The sequence below is a fragment of the Clostridium sp. 1001271st1 H5 genome (assembly GCF_005845215.1).
Classification (GTDB): Bacteria; Bacillota; Clostridia; order Lachnospirales; family Lachnospiraceae; genus Enterocloster.
Map to the genome: position 1 here is coordinate 1 of NZ_SPHO01000030.1, position 19854 is coordinate 19854.

The window sequence follows — 19854 nt, forward strand, 5'->3', positions numbered from 1 at the left end:
GCTTCCAGTCTACACCATGGGTTCTTTCTTTACAAGTTAGCCTCTGAACAGTAACAGATAGGACAGGAATGGTTCACAGTGCGGCCTGCATCTATTTACTAACTCACTTTAAAGTGGTATAATGTAAATAGAAAGAGGGTGAGATTATGCGCAACATTATAATCGCTTCAAACAACCAGGAACTGCACCATCTTCTGTCTTCATTTTTAGCACAAGCCGGTTACTCACATGTCTACTCATCCACTGACAGCAAGGAAACCTTCTCTCTGACTTATCGCTATAACCCCAAGCTTATCATCATTGATTTGGAACTGCCTTCGTGTGAATTAACAGATATTTTCAAATTTCTCTCAGGTCCTCAGCGCAGGATTGTGCTCTTTGTGGCCCCTCATCGTGAGGTGGATGAAACTATTTTGGGATTGATAAAAAAGGGCTATACGCGTTTTGTCATACATCCCATTGACCGGAAGCTGTTTTTAAGAGAGGTTGAAGAAATTATCAATTTAAATAAATAGATTCTGATACGCCTGAGAATTTGAATAAACTGGGCAGGACTGATTGGGGCTGTAAAAAACTCCCTCAAAAGAAAAATCGCTGAGGCCGTGTGACTTCAGCGATTTTTTGATATACTTATTATATAGAGGCAATGGGAACAGTTATAGCTGGGTATGTAAAATCCTGTACAAAGAAACAGGGAGCATACGCAATAGTTAACACACTTTATTGCAGCATTCTATTAATCGTGATACAATTATGCCAGTACTTTATCTGAACAGAGTGTGAAATGATTTCCACACAGGAGGAGAGGGATGGAAAAGACAAACGAACTTTATGAGTTACTGTATGAGTATTTTGAATCCCGTATTCTCTTTGGATTTTACAGATACGATGAACAGCTGCTGTCGTTACAACAACTCCGGGATATCTTTCATATGGGGCGAAATACGGTTCAGTCTGCACTGGATAAGCTTGAAAAAAACGGATACATAGAAACGCAGGAACGGAAGATTGCCAGGGTTGCATACAGGGGAACAAGAGAGGTATTCAGAGAAAATACCGCCAAGTATTTTGTGCCGCGCAAAGAAGGAATCCTGGATTTTTGCTACGCAGGTGAATTGCTATTTAATCCTATGTGGGAGATAGCGATACATAATCCTGATGCGGACATAGTGGATTATCTAAAGAAAATCCATGGAGCGGAAAGCGCAATGATGGTAGCAATGCCCATAAAGCTGTATCTGGATGTCCTGCGTACCTTTCACAATGATTTACTTCTTAACCTTTACTGGCAATGCCTTCGTTACCTTAATTTTCTGTATCCGAGTAAACGTGAAATCAGAACCGGTACCATAGCGGAGGAAGTATTATCGGTGCGAACAATGGATGATTTAAAGACGGAGTTCGATTCCTATATTGACAGCGCACAAAATAAAGTAATTGATTTCATTGAATCCGCACGCGGTGAGTATCATCTTGAGGCCGTTCCGCAGATTCCGTTTAAGTGGAATATTTATCGCAGCCGTCCCCAGGTACGGTATACACTGGCCACTGTGGTCATACGTGAAATTATATGGGAGCGTTATCCGGTGGGGAGTTATCTTCCGTCCCTGCCTAACATGGCAGAGCAGTACCAGGTATCATTGAGTACGGTGCGCCGTACGGTTGCAGTGCTGAACTCTCTGGGTGTCACCAGGACCTATATGGGGATTGGAACCAAAGTCTGCCTGGAGCCCATGGATTTGAATCTCCTGAAGAAGGATGAAATCCGGGAAAACATGCTGCTGCATGGAGAAGGATTGCAGATTCTGGCATTGACGGTCCGCGGCGTGGCTCTCTTTACATTGGAGTCGGCCACGAAGGAGAAGAGGGATGAACTGCTGCAGGAAATCAGAAAACTTCATGGAAAAACCAGCAGTATCCTGTGCATTGACGTTCTTTTAAGCTTCATCTCCAGAGAATGTCCTTCTGCAATGATACGGGAATGCTATGATAAATTAAGAGAACTGGCTGTATGGGGATATATTTTATCTGCCGTATTGATGAGTACCGGACAGCTGGACAATGATTTGTCTGATTTTATTGGGCGGCTGGAAAAAGATTTACAGTCAGGTGATTTGGCTTCGTTTTCCGATGAATGGAAGTTCTTTATTATGGACAGGTTAAATTACTTTTATTTGAAATTTGCATTTCTAAAATAAGTAGGGATTAGCTTTATGATACTTTACTATGGTCACAAAATAGTATATAACAGCAATACATACGGGGAAACTTCGCACAGTGAGTCCCCTGCTTCAGCTCCGCCCGGGTTCCGGACCTGAAACAGTGGCAAGGTAACGGTGGTGGATGCCCGCAGAATGCTCTTTGACGGAGGTTTTTGGTTACTCACATGTCTGCTCGTACACTGGCAGCAAGGAAACCATCTCTCTGACGTATCGCTATAACCCCAAGCTTATTAAACAAATAGAGTCTGATATGCCTGAGGATTTGAATCAACTGGGCAGAACTGATAGTCACAGAGGATTACCGCTTTACTGGTAATCCTCTGTGGCTATGTTAAGGTCATCATATTTTAGGTTGTGATAATTTCAGCTTTGCAAGTTGAGACAAAGGTGGGGTCGCTGTTATTTGATCCGGCCAGAACCAAAACACCGAATTCATTTCGAAGGACCGTGCCCTGTGCAACGGTCTGGCCTCCTGCGTTGATATCTACGCCTGCTGTCCCAACCGGCAGGTAAGCGCGTATGGCGGCCTGACAGTCAGCGTCGCATCCTGTGGGTGCCGGGGTGGGTGCCGGAAGATAGGTGATGGCGTTATTATATTCAGCGCTTGTGACCCTGACAGAGGCAATCCTGCAGATGGAGAGTGCTTCCTGGGGAACGCCCTGCGCATTGGTCAGCTGGAAAAGCCCTGAATTAGGGTTGGTATCAGGCGCCGGCAAAAGCGAGCCCGGCCTTCCGCTGGCATTATTGCCGCTTTCCATGGCAACAATTACATTATCTGTTGGGTAAAGCTGGATTATCTGCTGTAATATATTTCTCATCTGTTGTACACAGGCACAGCCTGCGGATAGCGGAGCAGGGCCGGTTACGCCAGTCGCTCCAGTGGCCCCGGTTGCACCAGTTGACCCGGTTATTCCGGTGGCTCCGGTGGGGCCGGTCAGTCCGGTTACGCCGGTGGCTCCGGTTGCACCAGTCGGTCCGGTTATTCCGGTGGCTCCGGTTGCACCAGTCGGCCCGGTTATTCCGGTGGCTCCGGTTGCACCAGTCGGTCCGGTTACACCAGTGGCTCCGGTTACACCAGTGGCTCCGGTTGCACCAGTGCTACCAGTCAATCCGGTTGCGCCGGTTAGTCCCATAGGGCCAGTCGGTCCCACATAGCCTTGCGGTCCCATGGCTCCGGTTGGCCCTGGAATACCCTGGGGCCCGGGAATACCCTGGGGTCCGGGAATACCCCTGGGGCCAGGAATACCCTGGGGTCCGGGATTTCCCTGAGGGCCGGGAATACCCCTGGGGCCGGGATTTCCCTGGGGGCCCTGAGCTCCAGGGCAGCCCCGGGGACCCATTGGACCAGGAACGCCAGGGCAGCCCCGGGGGCCCATTGGCCCGGTTGGACCCTGACAGCATCCGCCGCAAAAAGAGTTAAGATTTGTATTTGCCGGTTCTGTATATCTGCCGTTGTTTTCGGAATAACCGTTGGAATTACATCCATAAGGGTAATCTCCGCAGTTCATACCGTTTGCATAATCATATCTCATTCAATATCACTCCTTCACAATTTCATTGCAGACTGAATACAATTAACCTGTCTGAATTTCCATTCGCTTAGACGTTTTTACATCCATAACATCATATAAAAACTACCACATAAAATCCATTTGGTAAGGACAAGGGTATCAGTTAAGATATTATATGTGGGCGTCCCTGTTTTAGTGTTTTTGGAACTATATGAATGGGTCTGCGGGAACAGCAGTCTGTCAAAAAGATGGTGTTTATATCATAAGTAACGCAAATCTAACATTCTAACTGCATAAATGTAACGGTCATGTTACGCCTGTTATTTATAATATAATCAGACAGTAACAGAAAAACCGGCCCGGCCTGTCACATAGGCGGAGCCGGTTTTTAAACACAGGAGGAATGTATGAAAAAACCAATAAAGAAGTTGGCTGCATGGCTGCTGGTAACAATTCTTATGCTGCAAAATACCATGCTGACAGCCAAAGGAGCAGACTACGGTACAGACGAAACCGTCAGAACACCGGGAATCTACAGGGACGGCCGATATCTGAAGGACCAGGATACAGTGAGAGAACAGGATGTCCTGGAATGGGTCACTGAAGTAAGCTTTTCCGGGGAATCAGAGGAGATAGAGATACCGGAAGGGCTGCTTTACTTTTCCAAAGCCAGGTCCCTTATCACATTAGCAGGACCGGACGGAACAGTAAGGGCAAAAACCAGCCTGTCAGAGGACCAAAGGATATTGACTGTGGAAAATCCGGATTATGAGAAGAAAGAGAGACAGAAAAAGTCAGATGAGAAATTAATGAATTCTGATATCATAACCCCGCCGGATAATTTATTTCCATCAGACAATATATCACCGACGGAAAGCCAGGAGCCAGGAAACGCAGAAGATGACGGCAGCAGCGAAAGTGCCTCCGGCAACAGCCAGGAAAACCCAGGCAATGAAAACTCATCCGGCAACAGCCAGGAAAACCCAGGCAACGAAAACACATCCGGCAACAGCCAGGAAAACCCAGGCAACGAAAACACATCCGACAACAGCCAGGAAAACCCCGGCAACGAAAGCACATCCGGCAACAGCCAGGAAAAACCCGGCAACGAAAACACATCCGACAACAGCCAGGAAAACCCAGGCAACGAAAACACATCCGGCAACAGCCAGGAAAACCCAGGCAATGAAAGCTCATCCGGCGGCATAATGGACAACAATGACAGCCAAACAATCTCCGGATACAGTAACTCTGCATCCATTCACACGCATCCGGCGCTTCAAGCGTCTATAAGCCCCCGCGGCCGGCATCTTCTGACATCAGCAGAGAAGGATGCTCCGCTCGGCACAGATTCACAGGCAGCAAAGATAAAACAGGAAGATGATGAAAACATCCAGAAGACAGAAGAATCAGACACATGGGAATGGGATTATATCCTGACAGTGCCCTGTACCATTGATACGGAACAGGCCGCGGAGGACGGAACCATAAATATAGAAGGATTAAGTCTCCGAATCGCAGGAAACGATGCGGACGGAACAGCCCTGAATGAACTAAAATCCCAGCTTTACAAAGAGGATTCAGATGGCGGAGTGGGAGAGAGGATAACGGGAAACTATGCTGTCAGTCTGAATACCCCGTTATGGCTTAAAATGTCCATCCCATCCCTGAAGGATATGGATGCCGGAACAACATATCTGATAACGCTTCCGGATGCCCTTTCTCCGGTTGACGACGGAAGTATGTCCCTGGAAAAAGTTCTGGACGGAATATCATCCACTACATTCGGAGAAGTTGTCTGGACCTCCGGTTCCACCGTACTGGAAGTGACATTTATTGACTTCGGGCCAATTGCTGTCAGCGGCGGGACCATAACCTATAAGGATTTAAGAGATGTTGAAATCTACTATTCCTGTAAGCTGAACCATGATAATCTGGATACAGACGACAAGGGAATCGTGACAATCAGCCTGCCCGGAGGCACGGAGGTATCCTTCACCATATCCGAACGTTTACCGCAGCCCCCCAAATTAGAAAAAGACGGAACATGGGATGCCGACGGAACAATACACTGGAAAATCACATACACACAGCCGGTTAAAGGTTATATAGAGGATAACCAGGATTCCATTCCGAAAATCATCCGGGACAGGATTCCTTCTGAATTGGAATATGCGGACGGAACAGCCCGGGCAGCGGCTCATTTAAACACAGTATCCGTCCCTCAATATGATAAGGATACCCAAATCCTGACCTGTGACATCAGCAGCCTGCCCCCCGGCGAGACAGTGGAAATCACCTATGATACCATACTGAAAGATAACACTCTGTCCAATATATGGGCAAGGCCAGGCGGAGGCTTAAGCTTTACCAATCAAGCGGAGGCCTTGGATGAAAATGGCGTTTCCGTAAATCCTTCTATACAGGCCGCAAAAACAGTTCAGGTCCCCTCTGACTGGCCGGGACGGAACATGATAGCAAAACACGGCAGAACCATTGAACCCCAAGCAGATGGTGACCAGTGGAAAATCAACTGGACCGTAACCGTCAATACAGTAAGCAGGGATTTTGAACACCTGTATGTGATTGACGAAATGGGTAAGGGACTGGAACTGGACAAAGACAGCATTTTAATAAATGGAATCAACGCAGATGATATCAGTACAATAGACAAAATAATAACCGCTGACCCGGTCAGCGCAAAGACAATGCTGGAAATCAAGCTGATAGAAAACAGTACTCCCAAAACAGCAGAAGCAGTCTATACAATAACTTATACCACGGCCATTGACCAGGATTATTTTGACCAGAACAACCAGAATAGCCAGGCTGGACAGGGACTGACAGCAGAGGACCTGTCCAATAAAGTGAGCCTTGATTATGCCTGGCCGGACGGCAGCGGTCCTGGCAGCGACCGGATGCCTCCTTCTGTTTCCAAAGGTCCCGGCGACCTGAACATTAATAATAACCTGATACTTAAATCAGCCCGTGCTTACGATAAATCGGCCCATACAATCACATGGACCGTGACCGTCAATCCCAATAAAGTAAACATGACAAGCATACATCTGACAGATGAGCTGATTACGCCGCCGGCTCCCGGAGAATACAGGCATGTGTTTGTTCCGGGGGCTTCAACGGAAGAGGTTGAGGCCAACAAAGATGATTGCCTGGATGCTATCTGCGCCGCCATTGAAAAGGGGCTTGAACAGGCAGGAATAACCGGCGCAAATCCGGATTGTTTTAACAGAAACAATGTGTCATTGGACTCTGTGCAGGGCCAGTCCGGTAATCCATCCCCTGTCCTGGCACTGGACCTGCTGGATATCAGATTAGGAGACATCGGAAAAAACAGCTTTGATTTTACTCTTACATCTTATGTGGATGACCCGGATTTCTGGGCTTCCAATAAAAATGAAACATTCCATAACACGGTAATCATGAAACGGGACGGCACAACCGTGGAAAATTCTCCCATCCGTCAGGACAGGACAGCGGCTGCCCAGTACGCCTGCACCAGCAATGTACTGAAAAAATCCCACATATCCTATAGTCCGGACACCAGAGAACTGACCTGGAAGCTAACGGTCAATGAAAACCAGGCTCCGCTGGGTGATGTTGTCATTACGGACGACCTGCCTGAAGGTTTAAGCTGTACCGCCGATAATGTAAAAAACGCCATGCTGGACAATACCGTTTTCCCGCAGGGTGAAAATACCGGGCAGGATACAGGCACAGACGGCGGCTCTCAGGCTGGCCAAAAGGCGGGGATAACCGTTGGGCCGGATGACTCAGGCAGTCCCAACAAGAGAATCCTTATACGGCTGAAGGATGTAAAGCAGGCACATACCATCACCATTCCTGTTACGGTTGATATAAATAATACATATTTCCGCAATAGCAGGGAAGTGTCAGTAGAAAACAGAGCAGTCCTTTCAGCTGCAGCCAATCCCGGAAAGACCGTGGAAGCTGTTTCAAAGATGGTACTGGAAAATGAGATTTTAAATAAAAAGGATATATCCCATGCAGGAAATACAGTAAACTACCAGGTATCGGTCAACCCTCTTGGCGTCAGCCTGACAGGAGGATACCCGGATATGGACCTGTACGTCAACGACACTCTGGATGCAGGGCTTTATATTGATTTGGAGTCCGTAAAACTGTATGAAGCCCTTCCGTCCCAAAGGGTTACACCGGACAGCAGCGGCCATTACAGGACCGGACTGACCATGGGCAGTGACGTGACGCCGCCATTGGACCAAATATACTACAATGCAAAGGAAAATTCATTCTCTGTTCCGATACCGGATGCAGAGGGAAGCTATATCCTTACCTACAGTGCCTATGTTGTCCGGTCAGGAGTCAAGTTGAACAATGCCGTAAAACTGGTGGGAAGCATAATCCCGGAGGATTCCGGCAACAGCGGGTCCAGTGCTGCATTTACCCAGAAATCCTTTGGCACCGCCGGTTTTTCCCTGCCTTCGGAAAAATTCCTGTCCATCCAAATCAGGAAGGTTGACGGAGAGCTGCGTATACTGAAGGGAGCTGCGTTCGGTCTTTATTCAGACCGGAGCGGGGATGCCCTTCTGGTGTCCGCACCATGTGACGACAACACGGGTATCTGTACCCTTGCGGTGCCCAGGAGCCGGATTGGAAACCTGGACCGGATTTATTATAAAGAGATAAAAGCTCCTGAACATTACGCCCTCAATGACCAGTGGAATGAAATAAAAACAGATGAGATAAAGGATGAGGTGCTTACATTTACCAATCTTCCCAGTGAAGACGGGGCAGCAGGAGCCATTCTGGTAAAAAAAATGGATGCAGATTCGTCCGCGGCCCTGAAAGATGCAGTATTCCGTCTCTATACCGACCAAACATGCGCCATGCCTGCCGGGGAGGCATCCGTCACCGGTGAGGATGGAACAGCAGTCTTTACCGGTCTTTATCCGGGACGGACCTACTGGCTGAAGGAAGAGGAGGCTCCTGCCGGCTATGTCAAGACGGACCGTGTAACGGAAACCGTTGCGGTAAAAGACCTTCCGGCAGCCGTGGAGATTTACAATGAAAGAGCCAAAGCAGTCCTGACCATTCTTAAGACGGACCGTAAGACCGGCCTTCCCTTAAAAGGTGTAAAGCTGCAGCTGTTTTATGACCCTGCGTGCACAATACCTGCCGGAGATGTGGCGGAGACAGATGAAAATGGAATGCATACCTTTACAGGACTGCAGCCCAGAACCGCCTACTACATAATGGAAATACAGCCGGCTGAAGGTTATCTGCCTGATTTGTCTGTGTATAGCGCTGCCACAGGTGAAAACACAGAGACAGATGCATCCGGACATGTGGCGATGGAAAGCAGCAGGCCGGAGCCGCCTCCCGCTCCGGAGGATGGGGATAATCCCTCCGATACCCCGGAAAACAATTTACAGGATTCCGGCCGGCCCCATGGTTCCGGTTCTTCCGGTTCTGGTTCCTCCGGCCATACGGCGGGACAGGGGGCCGCGCAAACGGATTATGCAGGACCTGGCCCTGGCGTACAAACCCAGGCCGGACCTGCCGTGACGCCGGAACAGGACCAGGCCCCAGGGCATGGTCCTAACAGCGCCATGTCAGATGATACGGACAGCAGCCCTGTCCCCCTGCCCAGGACCGGAGAAAACAACAATACCGTCATGTGGCGGTGTCTGGCTGCTGCATCCCTGATGGGAATGCTGTTTCTGATGGCTGACCCCAAGAGAAGGAATTAGCTTTATGATACTTTACTATGGTCACAAAATAGTATATAATAGCAATAAATATCAGGAAGTTGTTGCTATATGAATCAATCCAGGAGGCGTCAGCAAACGCCTCCTGGATTTTCGATAGCACTTCACAAAACGGTTCAGCATGTACCGGGCGGATTTTACAGGCAGCCATATTAAGCGATTGCAATTACAGGCTCCTGGTTCCGGTACTGTTCAATGGCCTGTTCCAGCCTGGCCAGCATTTTTTCCCTGTCACCGGGCAGGGTTCCCCGCACCCTGAATTCAATGCGGTCGTGGAAACCGTCATATTCCAGCGGTTCTTCGGCAGTCAGCCTCTCCAGAAGCAGCCGTTCCTCCTGCAGGTTTTCCAGTTCCGTGGCAGGAACAAAGGTTTTTGCCTGGGCCTCTTGATACAGAGGGGCGCTGTGAAACAGAAAAAGTGAGAAGTTTATGATGCGCCTGGGCTTGGTGCGGTTGAAGAATTCTGCGGTGGCAGCTGCATTTTCGGCCCCCCTTCCATGGCCTGCAATTCCGGTCATGATATGGGCATCAAAAATGAATCCCGCACTTTGAATCCGGTCAATCTGACGGTATGCCTGGTCCAGATTGTGGTCCTTTCCCATACGGCGCAGGACGTCGTCCAGACCGCTCTCAATGCCCAGGTACAGATGACATACGCCTGCAGCCCGGAGGGCCTGCAGCTCTTCCTGAGATTTGGCTTGTATATTGGTTACTGTGGCGTCCATATTGATGGCGCTGCAATCCGGAAAATACCGGTGAATCAGGTCTGTTATCTTCAGCAGACGGTCTGTGTCCAGCCCAAAGGCATTGCCGTCTCCGAGAAAGACGCGCATTGGATTGCCGCCCAGGTTCCGGACCCGCGCCAGCTCTGCCTCTATCTGCTCCATGGGAAGTTCCCTGTATTTCAGGTGCCGGAACAGAGTGCAGAATTTACACCGGTTGTAGGAGCAGCCAACGGCAACCGGAAGCATATAGGACGAACGTTCCATGGGACCACGGCAGATTTGTCCTTCATAATTCATAGAAATCCCTCCTGAAAATCATAAAAGTATCACTGTTTTTATCTGCTTTTATTTTACCACGCCGGAGGCCGGTTCACAATCCGAAACTTGGAAACCCCTGCCGGAACCCTTCCGGAGGGCCAAACTGGAAACATAAGGATTTTCACGTTGAAGTTTATAGACATTAGGGGTACAATATGCTTATATACATATAAATCATACGGGGTACAGATAAATGACAGCTAATATATTTCTTAAGGAGCAGAAGAAACCAGAACTGGCGGATTACATGAATTTCAGCGCTGACGGACGCGGAAACCTGGGCGGGGATATACCGGTGGCGGTTTACCGTCTGATGGAATACTCCCTGAAGGAGGAACTGGAAGACAGATTTGGGACGGAAGAGCAGAAACAGATTTTCCGCAGTGCAGGATACCGTGCAGGCGTGTTTTTTGTTAAAAACCAGCTGGATTTATCCCAGGAGCTGAACGCATTCATAGCAGCACTTCAGTCCCGGCTTGCGGAATTAAAGATAGGCGTCCTGCGGGTGGAACGGTTTGAGGAAAATAGCGGAAAACTCATACTGACTGTCTCCGAGGATGCAGACTGCTCAGGCCTTCCCCTGCTGGGGGAAGCTGTCTGCAATTACGATGAGGGATTTATATCAGGTATCATGTCCACATACATGAAACGCAAATACTCTGCGGTGGAGATTGACTGCTGGGCGACCGGCGACCGGGTATGCAGATTCTGCGTAGAACCGGAAGAATAAGGAATAATGAGGCACGGAAATGGAACATGATAATTGCGACCAATTATTTGAATACCTGAGAAGCATCTTATATGACCGTCATATCCAGACCCTGGATATAGAAAGCCTGGATGAGCCATACCGTAAATTAGGGCAGGGACTTAAGGTTCTTCAGAAGGCCGTGGAAGAGCTTCTTGCCTTTTCCGCCGATATATCACAGGGAAATCTTTCGGGTCCATGTCCTTCCAGGGATAACTTTCTCTGCGTGAACATGAAAAACCTGCACGCAAATTTAAATCATCTGACCTGGCAGGCAAAACAGGTTGCCGCAGGGGATTATTCCCAGCATGTATCCTATCTGGGCGAGTTTTCCGAAGCATTCAACACCATGACGGCCCAGCTCAAGGAACGGGAAGCGCTTCTGAAAGAGGAGGCTGAAATCGCCAGAAAAAGGGCGGCGGTCATCGAAGAGTACAATGAGCTTCTGGTGGAGATGACCAGGAAAAGGAATGAATGGATACTGGTGGTGGATGCGGACACCCGCGATATCACATATTGTAACAAACGCAAGGATGAGATACGAATTGACCCTGCTTTCTGCGAAATCTGCAACAACCGTTTCTTTTTCCGGAACAGTATTTTAAACTGGCAGGACAGTGAACAGTATAAGATATGGGAAATCGGAGATGAGGACCACGGCTTTTACCGTATTACCACTTTTTCCATCGAATGGGCCGGCCACAACGCCTTTGCCCATATTGTGGTGGACATTACCAATGAAAAGATGACGGAAAACAGACTGGCAAGCAAAGCATATTACGATTCAGGCACGGGAATCCGCAACCGTCTGTTCTTTGAGGAATATATGGAGGCGCACTTAAATAAGAAATCCGACATTACATTATGTTATCTGGACCTGGACGGCTTAAAATTTGTCAATGACCAATTCGGACACAATGAAGGTGACTGCTACATCCGCAGGTTTGTGTCTGTCATTGAAAATTCCTTCCGCAGCTCAGATGTGTTTGCCCGGATTGGCGGGGATGAATTCTGCGTGATACTGCCGAATAACGACAGGGATGCTGTGGAGCGCAGGTTTGCCGAGGTGCTGGAACAATTTGTGGCTGAAAATGACAAAGAATACCCTGTAAGCTTCAGCTACGGGGTGGTACAAATAGATGGAACCAACAGCAATTTGACCATGGACGGCATTATCAGGGAAGCAGACGCCGCCATGTATCAATGCAAAAAGAACAACAAAGAAAAATATCATAAAGCATGAAGGAAAGGAGCGCCATGAAGCTCTGCATTGCATTATCTGGAATGGTTATAGTGGGATTATAAGAATAACAGGAGGATTTCAAGTGACTATTCCAGAGAAAACAGTTTATCCCCGCACAGGAGATAAGGAAACAATTTATTTAAAAAATGTAATCACAGACCCCGCCATAACAGTGGGGGATTACACCATGTATAATGATTTTGTCAATGACCCGGCTTTATTCGAAAAGAACAACGTGCTGTACCATTACCCCATCAACCATGACCGGCTTGTCATAGGAAAATTTTGTTCCATTGCCTGTGGCGCCCGGTTCCTGTTTAACAGTGCAAACCATACCATGGGCTCCCTTTCCACCTATCCATTTCCCCTGTTCTTTGAAGAATGGGGACTGGACCGGACGGATGTTGCCCAAGCATGGGATAATAAGGGCGATATTGTCATTGGCAATGATGTATGGATTGGCTATGAGGCAGTCATCATGGCAGGAGTTACCATTGGGGACGGCGCCGTCATCGGCGCCAGAGCAGTGGTGACAAAGGATGTGCCCCCATATACGATTGTGGGCGGCGTACCTGCCAGGCCTATCCGGCTGCGCTTTTTGCAGCAGACCGTGGATGCCCTCCTGGAGCTGGCATGGTGGGACTGGCCCAAAGAACAGATAGCAGCAAACCTGCGCTGGATACAGTCCGGCAGGATTGATTTGCTGAAATAAAAAAGAGGGGATTTTCCCAGAAGGGAGAATCCCCCCTTCCTGCCTTAACTGTATGGGGAATAATTTACATTGTTATATGTAAGAAGCTGTTATATAATGGATGGAATGTTATGTCCATACATAATAGATGCAAAGGACCGGGAGAATATCCATGAATCGAATGTTTAGAAACTATATGGTGTTTTTGGCTGTGGTGTTTTGTATGATGCTGTCATGCGGCCCTGTATCCTACGGAGCAGAGGAAAAATCTGTGATTCGGGTGGGTTTTCCCACACAGTCAGGCCTAACCATGAAGGATGACAACGGCAATTATACCGGCTACACCTACGATTATCTGAAGGAGATTGCCCAGTACACCGGTTGGACCTATGAGTTCGTGGAAGCGGAAGGCTCCATGGACCAGCAGCTGGTTCAATTGATGGATATGCTGGAAAAGGGAGAACTGGACCTTCTGGGGGCCATGAATAATAACGAGCAGACTTCTGCTGTTTTCGATTTTCCCAGCGAGAACTACGGCAATGCATACAGTGTGATTGCGGTCAGAGGCGATGATGACCGCATTGATGAATATAATCTTTCTGATTTCAAGGGACTGCGCATTGCCCTTTTTAAACGTGCGAATTACCATAATGGAAAATTTTACCAGTATGCAAAGCTCAACGGTATACAGTATGAGCCGGTCTGGTGCCAGGAGGATGGAAAACAGGCGGAACTGGTCCTTTCCGGCCAGGCGGATGTCATGCTGTCGGTTGACGTGTCCCTGCCCCAGGGATTCCGGCCTGTGGCAAAGTTTTCACCGACCCCGTTTTACTTTGCCACCACCAAAGGAAACACCCATATCATCAACGAGCTGAACCGGTCAATCTCCTATATCAGCGAGACGAACCCCACCCTTCAAATGAATCTGTATAATAAATATTTTTCCAGGTCCAGCAGCCAGCTGTTTCTCAATGCCATGGAACGGAAATACATACAGGAGCATCCTGTGCTTAAAGTCCTGGTCCATGATGGGTTTGGTCCCATCCAGTATTACGATGAGGAGGGAAAGATACAGGGAGTGGCCAGGGACCTTTTAAGCAGCATTGCCCAAAAGGCAGGATGGGAGCTGGAGTATGTCTATGCGGATGATTATGACGCATTTGAACAGGCTCTGAACCACGGCGAGGCGGATGTGGTCTTATCCATCCTGTATGATTATGATACGGTCCAGAAAAGAGAGGCACTCCTCAGCAACCCATATCTGGAGACAGAGAGCGTGCTGGTGGCCCACGAAGGGGTTGACATGCTGAACCTTAACGGTAAGGTGCAGGCTGTCTATAAGGGTACGCGCAAATCCGAGGATAAGACGGATAATGTGCGTCTGTACGATTCCCTGGAGGAAAGCCTGGACGCGGTCGAGAAGGGGGAGTGTGACTACACATACAGCAACAGCTACACGGCTTCCTATTATCAGAGCCGTAATCAGTATGAACATGTGGTTGTCTATCCCCAGGCCAGCGGCGACAGCGTGAAATACAGCATCGGTATCCTGAGAAAGGATGACAAGCAGATTCTGGCAATCCTCAATAAGGGAATCCGTTCTATTGAGACAGGGGAACTGGAACAATATATCTACAACAATGCACAGCGCGCACAGAAGGTGACCTTCAGAACCTTTATCAGGGATAACTCGGTTCCCTTCATGCTGTTTACCCTGCTGGCCGCTTCCGGCCTGCTGACCCTGATTTATACCCACTACAGGAGCCAGATGCGCATGAAAAAGCAGATTGAACTGGAGAATACGCGTTACCGTTACCTGTCAGATATATTGAAGGAGGTAACCTTTACCTATGACTACGGAGGAGATATCCTGACCCTTTCCAGGGAAGGGGTTGAAATCTTCGGTACTGCTGAAAGCATACAGCAGTATTCCCGGTATCAAAGCAGCAGTATAGAGGGAGAGGGACTTCCGTCCCTGTATCATCTTCTGGAGCAGAGACAGGATGTGGATGCGGAAATCCTGATTATGCTGCCGGACAGGGGACCTGAATGGTACCGCGCGGTCATAAAGGTGATTTTTGATGGAAACCAGGCTGATTCAGCCATTGGCCGCCTGCAGAATATCCATGGTGAGAAGCTGGAAAGGGAGCGCCTGGAGCACCGGAGCAAGCGGGACGGCCTTACGGGAATCTACAATATTGCAGCAGCAAAAAAAGAGATTACGCAGATGATGGCCCAGCACACCCATGCACTGGCGCTGGCTGTTATTGACTTAGACGGTTTTAAGGAAATCAATGACCGCTACGGCCACTATACAGGCGACCAGGTGCTGATTCATACAGCGGAAGCACTGAATGAAACCTTTTGTGATGGGGCGGTTACTGCGCGCCTGGGCGGTGATGAATTCATTGCCTGTATCCCCTATACAGGCAACGGCCCTCTGACGGAACGCTGTAATGCTCTGTTTGAGTCACTGCAGGCCAGGTGCAGGGCAGCAGGCCATCCGGTCATAACTGTCAGCATGGGCATATCCATAAGCCGCAAGGAGGATGACTATACCTCCCTTTATCAGAGGGCGGACGCCGTGCTCTATGAAATAAAAAAGAGCGGCAAGAACAGTTACCGGATTGAAGCGGAAGCGCACAGGGATTCATATCCAGGCATGGAACAGGAACATCACACGGTACAGTAAAGAGGGAGAGAATCATGGAGCAGGATAGGAATTTATATGAAAAACCGCTTTTAGATGAGCTGGAAGAAATCATCTATGTCAGCGATATCCGTGACTACAGCCTGCTTTATCTTAACCGGGCAGGCAGGGAACTGACGGGTCTTAAGCAGGAAGACGTGATAAACAGCAAATGTCATAGTGTACTTCAGGGAAGGGATACACCCTGCCCTTTCTGTACCAATGCCAAGCTGAATAAGGACTGCTTTTATGTGTGGGAATATGAGAATCCCCATTTAAACAAAAACTTCATTGTAAAGGATAAGCTGGTGGAGTGGCAGGGAAGGTCTGCCCGCATGGAAATCGCGGTGGATGTGGGTGACCGTATGAAGGAGCGCTATAACCGTACATCCAAGTACCACCTGGAGACCGTTATGCTGGAAACGCTGCGTGTCCTGAACACCGCGGACTGCCTGGATGAGGCCATCAACCGGACCCTGGAAATCATCGCTGGTTTTTACGACGGTGAGCGGGCCTATATCATAGAAATCGACCGGGTACAGGGATATGCCCGCAATACCTATGAATGGTGCAGGGCCGGAATTCCATCCCAGAAAGCAGCCCTGCAGCGGGTGCCCCTGGATGATATTCCCTATTTGTTTGAGACCTTTAACAGGAAACAGCATCTGATTATCTCCAGGACCGGTGAGCTTAGGGATTCCTATCCCAGCGAGTACCGGTATCTGACCGCCAGAAATACCAGCAGCCTTTTTGCAGTGCCCTTTGAAGACGAGTCTACCTTCAGCGGATATATTGGAATCGACAATCCCAACATCAACCAGGATACTATCCGGCTGCTGGATTCCATTGCCTACAATATTGCGAATGAGATAAAAAAGAGGCGGCTCTATGAACGGCTGGAGTATGAGGCTACCCATGACGACCTCAGCGGCCTGTTAAACAGAGACAGCTTCGTGCATTTCCGGGATGATTTGGTGAGAAGCGGCACCACGGTTTCCTGCGGCATTGTGGCCGGGGATATCAATGATTTAAAGCAGTTAAACCGGGATTACGGCCAAAGAAAAGGGGATCTGACCATCACAGAAGTGTCGTCCATCATGGCTTCCTACTTTGCCGGCGGCAGCATATTCCGGCTCAGCGGGGATGAGTTTATCATTGTCAGCCTGGAATCAGGATACGAGGAATTCATGGAACAGGTCAGGAAAATGGAATGGGCGCTGGATAACCGCACCCCCAACGGCGTCTCCCTGGGATGTACATGGGAGGAGCATCTGACTGACTTTGACCGGCTGATGCGTCACGCGGAAGAGCTGATGCTGGTAAACAAACAGCTTTATTATAAGGACAGCAGCCAGGAGCGCAAACACTATTCGCCGGAGGACCTGAACCGTCTGCTCCAGGGCATGGAAGACGGCTGTTACCACCTTTACCTCCAGCCAAAGTATAATCCCCTGACCGGAAAGGTATGCTCCGCCGAGGCCCTGGTACGGTATCGGTCTGCCGGAGCGGAGTCCAGGCAGCCGTTGAATTTTGTGCCCCTGTTGGAGAAATCAAAGCTGATACGGTATCTGGATTTTTATATGCTGGAACAGGTATTTAAGCTTCTCACCGACTGGAAGAAGAGGGGCAGGGAGCTTATTCCTGTGTCGGTCAACTTCTCCCGAATCACGCTGCTTGAACGGGACCTGTTCCAGGTGCTTACGGATATGCAGAAAAAATACGATATACCGCCCCGGCTGGTGATGATTGAGATTACGGAAAGCATAGGGGACATTGAACGCAAGGTCATTGAATCCATTGGTTCCAAGCTCAGGGAAGCCGGATTCCGGATTTCCCTGGATGATTTCGGAGCCAACTATGCAAATATGTCCATTCTTTCCATTATGCAGTTTGACGAGGTGAAGCTGGATAAATCCCTGATGGATGACCTGGTGGTGAACCGGACCAACCAGACCGTGGTAAAGTGCATCATTGAGATGTGCCACAGCCTGCAGGTGGAATGTGTGGCAGAGGGAGTGGAGAACCAGGAACAGCTGGAGCTTCTGACCTCCTTTGGATGCACGGCCATCCAGGGTTACTATTACAGCAGACCTCTGGATATAGAAGAATTTGAACGGATTTAAAGGTTAAGGCAGATATAAACCAAGAATAAAATATAGGACGGACTGCAAAAAGGCCCTTTTCCCGCAGTAAAATGCCGGAAGTGGGCCTTTGATTCTGTATATTTAACCTGTGTACGGTTAACCCTTATCCATATGCTTCATATGCCGCTCCTCAAATTCCTCAGGGCTCACAGGCTTTGAGAAATAAAATCCCTGTACGGAATCAGCCTGCAGGCTGAGCACGGTTTCCAGTTCCCCTTTTTCTTCCACCCCTTCCGCGCATACGGATATACCCACGCTGTGGCAGAGATTAATCACAGACCCGATGAAGGAACGGTTGAAGGTATGGGACTGGTCGCAGATTCCCCGTATGAATTCCCGGTCAATCTTCACAATGTCGGCCGGTGTGCAGGACAGGCAGCTCAGGGAAGAGTAGCCGGTGCCGAAATCATCCATGGCCAGCCGGATGTTAAGGCTGCGCAGGCGTTTAAAGGTATCGTTTAAACGGTCCTGGTCCGTGACAAACCGGCTCTCCGTCAGCTCCAGCACAATATGGCAGGGGTCCAGGCCGTACCGTTCAATGATTTCCCTGACAGACCGGACAAAGTCCTCATCCAGCATCTGCAGGTAGGAGCAGTTGACATTCATCACAAAGTCAGGCGCGCAGGCAAGCCACCGGCAGCACTGGCGGACAGACTGTTCCAGCACCCACTTTCCCACCGGGATGATGAGGCCGCTGGATTCCAGTAAGGGGATAAACTCAAAGGGAGAGACAGGCCCCATGTCCTCGCAGGACCAGCGCAGCAGCGCCTCGGCCTCCGCAACTTTCGTGTCGCTTGAGCGCACAATGGGCTGGTAGACCACGGAGAATCCCTCCATACGGTTCATGACGCTGCTTCTCAGACGGTCCATGATTTCCAGGGAGCGGAGCCTGGTATGGGTCAGCTCCTCGTCGTAGAGGGTGCACTTATTCTTGCCCTTGTGCTTGGAAGCCTCCAGGGCGCCGGAGGCACAGGTCAAAAGCTCCGTATAGCTGGAGCCATCCTGCCGGAACACCGCGATTCCGCCGGATACCGTACAGTAGTACTGGATTCCGTCCACCTCATGACGGCAGTCACTGTAGCTGTTTATAACCTCGTAGAGCAGTTCTATCTCACCGTAGGACATGTTCCTGCACACGATGACAAACTGGTCCCCGTCATGGCGGTATATGCTGGTGTAATCCGGCAGCAGCCTCTGGACGTTCTGGGCAAACTGGCGCAGGACGGAATCGCCGTATATGTGGCCCTTCAGATTGTTGATTCCTGAGAAATCATCCAGGCCCAAGAGCAGGATTCCGCCATCCTGTCCTTCGCACAGGCATTCCTCCACCACGCGTTCACACTCCTGCTGCATGAACAGGCCAGTGACATAGTCCACCTTTCCTCTGTGGCTTAAGTTTGTCACAATGCCTGCGAACATTACGGGACTGCCATTCCTGTCCCTCTGGAGGATACCGCGGCATATAACCCACACGTACTCGTTCTTCCGGTTGCGGACCTGATACTCCACATCATGCACATCCGTAAGGCCGTTCAGCATCTGTTCTATGGACTCTTCATAGCGTGCCTTGTCACGTTCGTGAATCAGGCCGCCCCAGAGAGGCACCAGTCCGGTCACGATTCTGCCCGGAAGTTCAAAATCCCTGACCATGTTTTCCGATACCAGGGATGTGTCCGTCTTCATATTGATGATATAGACATAATCATCTGTGCTCTTTACAATGGCATCGTAGAATAGGGCTGCATCCAGTTCAAATCCGAATTGTCCCAGAATATCTGTTCTATCATTTGTCATA

The 19854-nt window shown here is 49.3% G+C and carries 12 protein-coding genes; 8 read left to right on the top strand and 4 right to left on the bottom strand.

Annotated features, from left to right (window positions below):
• Positions 1-146: 146 nt before the first annotated feature.
• Both FGS84_RS27730 and FGS84_RS27735 read left to right on the top strand, forming a co-directional pair.
• A complete protein-coding gene (locus FGS84_RS27730) occupies positions 147-515 on the top strand; it encodes a response regulator (protein ID WP_138311425.1) in 369 nt (122 codons plus the stop codon).
• Positions 516-809: 294 nt separating this feature from the next.
• On the top strand, positions 810-2198 hold the full coding sequence (locus FGS84_RS27735; RefSeq protein WP_138311426.1) for a GntR family transcriptional regulator: 1389 nt from the start codon (positions 810-812) through the stop codon (positions 2196-2198).
• A 371-nt stretch (positions 2199-2569) separates the two neighbouring features.
• Here the strand turns inward: FGS84_RS27735 and FGS84_RS27740 are convergent, their stop codons facing one another.
• On the bottom strand, positions 2570-3391 hold the full coding sequence (locus tag FGS84_RS27740) for a hypothetical protein (RefSeq protein ID WP_347563900.1): 822 nt from the start codon (positions 3389-3391) through the stop codon (positions 2570-2572).
• Positions 3346-3708, bottom strand: coding sequence for a hypothetical protein (locus tag FGS84_RS32030; protein WP_347563901.1), 363 nt, complete (start codon positions 3706-3708; stop codon positions 3346-3348). The genes FGS84_RS27740 and FGS84_RS32030 overlap by 46 nt, the downstream gene beginning before the upstream one ends.
• 432 nt (positions 3709-4140) lie before the next feature.
• Here FGS84_RS32030 and FGS84_RS27745 point away from each other — a divergent pair, with 432 nt between their 5' ends.
• On the top strand, positions 4141-9483 hold the full coding sequence (locus FGS84_RS27745) for a SpaA isopeptide-forming pilin-related protein (RefSeq protein ID WP_138311428.1): 5343 nt from the start codon (positions 4141-4143) through the stop codon (positions 9481-9483).
• Positions 9484-9653: 170 nt separating this feature from the next.
• Here the strand turns inward: FGS84_RS27745 and FGS84_RS27750 are convergent, their stop codons facing one another.
• Entirely contained in the window at positions 9654-10523 is an 870-nt protein-coding gene (locus tag FGS84_RS27750; protein WP_138311429.1) for a radical SAM protein, read from the bottom strand.
• 214 nt (positions 10524-10737) lie between these two features.
• On the opposite strand from FGS84_RS27750, the gene FGS84_RS27755 reads away from it, so the two are divergent.
• The 5 genes from FGS84_RS27755 (at position 10738) to FGS84_RS27775 (ending at position 18038) form a co-directional block, all read left to right on the top strand.
• Positions 10738-11274, top strand: a complete 537-nt coding sequence (locus tag FGS84_RS27755) for a V4R domain-containing protein (RefSeq protein ID WP_138311430.1) — start codon at positions 10738-10740, stop codon at positions 11272-11274.
• 19 nt (positions 11275-11293) lie between these two features.
• The gene (locus tag FGS84_RS27760; protein ID WP_138311431.1) at positions 11294-12535 is read left to right on the top strand and encodes a GGDEF domain-containing protein; all 1242 of its coding nucleotides are present in this window, start codon (positions 11294-11296) and stop codon (positions 12533-12535) included.
• Positions 12536-12617: 82 nt separating this feature from the next.
• Positions 12618-13247, top strand: a complete 630-nt coding sequence (locus FGS84_RS27765) for a CatB-related O-acetyltransferase (RefSeq protein ID WP_138311432.1) — start codon at positions 12618-12620, stop codon at positions 13245-13247.
• A 151-nt stretch (positions 13248-13398) separates the two neighbouring features.
• Positions 13399-15918 (top strand): transporter substrate-binding domain-containing protein, encoded by a 2520-nt coding sequence (locus tag FGS84_RS27770; protein ID WP_138311433.1) that lies wholly within the window; start codon positions 13399-13401, stop codon positions 15916-15918.
• Positions 15919-15932: 14 nt separating this feature from the next.
• Positions 15933-18038: a sensor domain-containing phosphodiesterase gene (locus FGS84_RS27775; RefSeq protein ID WP_138311434.1), complete on the top strand. Its 2106-nt coding sequence runs from the start codon at positions 15933-15935 to the stop codon at positions 18036-18038.
• A gap of 117 nt (positions 18039-18155) precedes the next feature.
• Here FGS84_RS27775 and FGS84_RS27780 read toward each other — a convergent pair whose 3' ends face one another.
• On the bottom strand, positions 18156-19853 hold the full coding sequence (locus tag FGS84_RS27780) for a GGDEF and EAL domain-containing protein (protein ID WP_138311435.1): 1698 nt from the start codon (positions 19851-19853) through the stop codon (positions 18156-18158).
• Position 19854: the final 1 nt, after the last annotated feature.

Bases quoted from the DNA above. Each gene is read 5' to 3' on its own strand.
- FGS84_RS27730 (WP_138311425.1), top strand. From the start codon at position 147: ATGCGCAACATTATAATCGCTTCAAACAACCAGGAACTGCACCATCTT.
- FGS84_RS27735 (WP_138311426.1), top strand. From the start codon at position 810: ATGGAAAAGACAAACGAACTTTATGAGTTACTGTATGAGTATTTTGAA.
- FGS84_RS27740 (WP_347563900.1), bottom strand. From the start codon at position 3,391: ATGGGACCGCAAGGCTATGTGGGACCGACTGGCCCTATGGGACTAACC.
- FGS84_RS32030 (WP_347563901.1), bottom strand. From the start codon at position 3,708: ATGGATGTAATTCCAACGGTTATTCCGAAAACAACGGCAGATATACAG.
- FGS84_RS27745 (WP_138311428.1), top strand. From the start codon at position 4,141: ATGAAAAAACCAATAAAGAAGTTGGCTGCATGGCTGCTGGTAACAATT.
- FGS84_RS27750 (WP_138311429.1), bottom strand. From the start codon at position 10,523: ATGAATTATGAAGGACAAATCTGCCGTGGTCCCATGGAACGTTCGTCC.
- FGS84_RS27755 (WP_138311430.1), top strand. From the start codon at position 10,738: ATGACAGCTAATATATTTCTTAAGGAGCAGAAGAAACCAGAACTGGCG.
- FGS84_RS27760 (WP_138311431.1), top strand. From the start codon at position 11,294: ATGGAACATGATAATTGCGACCAATTATTTGAATACCTGAGAAGCATC.
- FGS84_RS27770 (WP_138311433.1), top strand. From the start codon at position 13,399: ATGAATCGAATGTTTAGAAACTATATGGTGTTTTTGGCTGTGGTGTTT.
- FGS84_RS27775 (WP_138311434.1), top strand. From the start codon at position 15,933: ATGGAGCAGGATAGGAATTTATATGAAAAACCGCTTTTAGATGAGCTG.
- FGS84_RS27780 (WP_138311435.1), bottom strand. From the start codon at position 19,853: ATGACAAATGATAGAACAGATATTCTGGGACAATTCGGATTTGAACTG.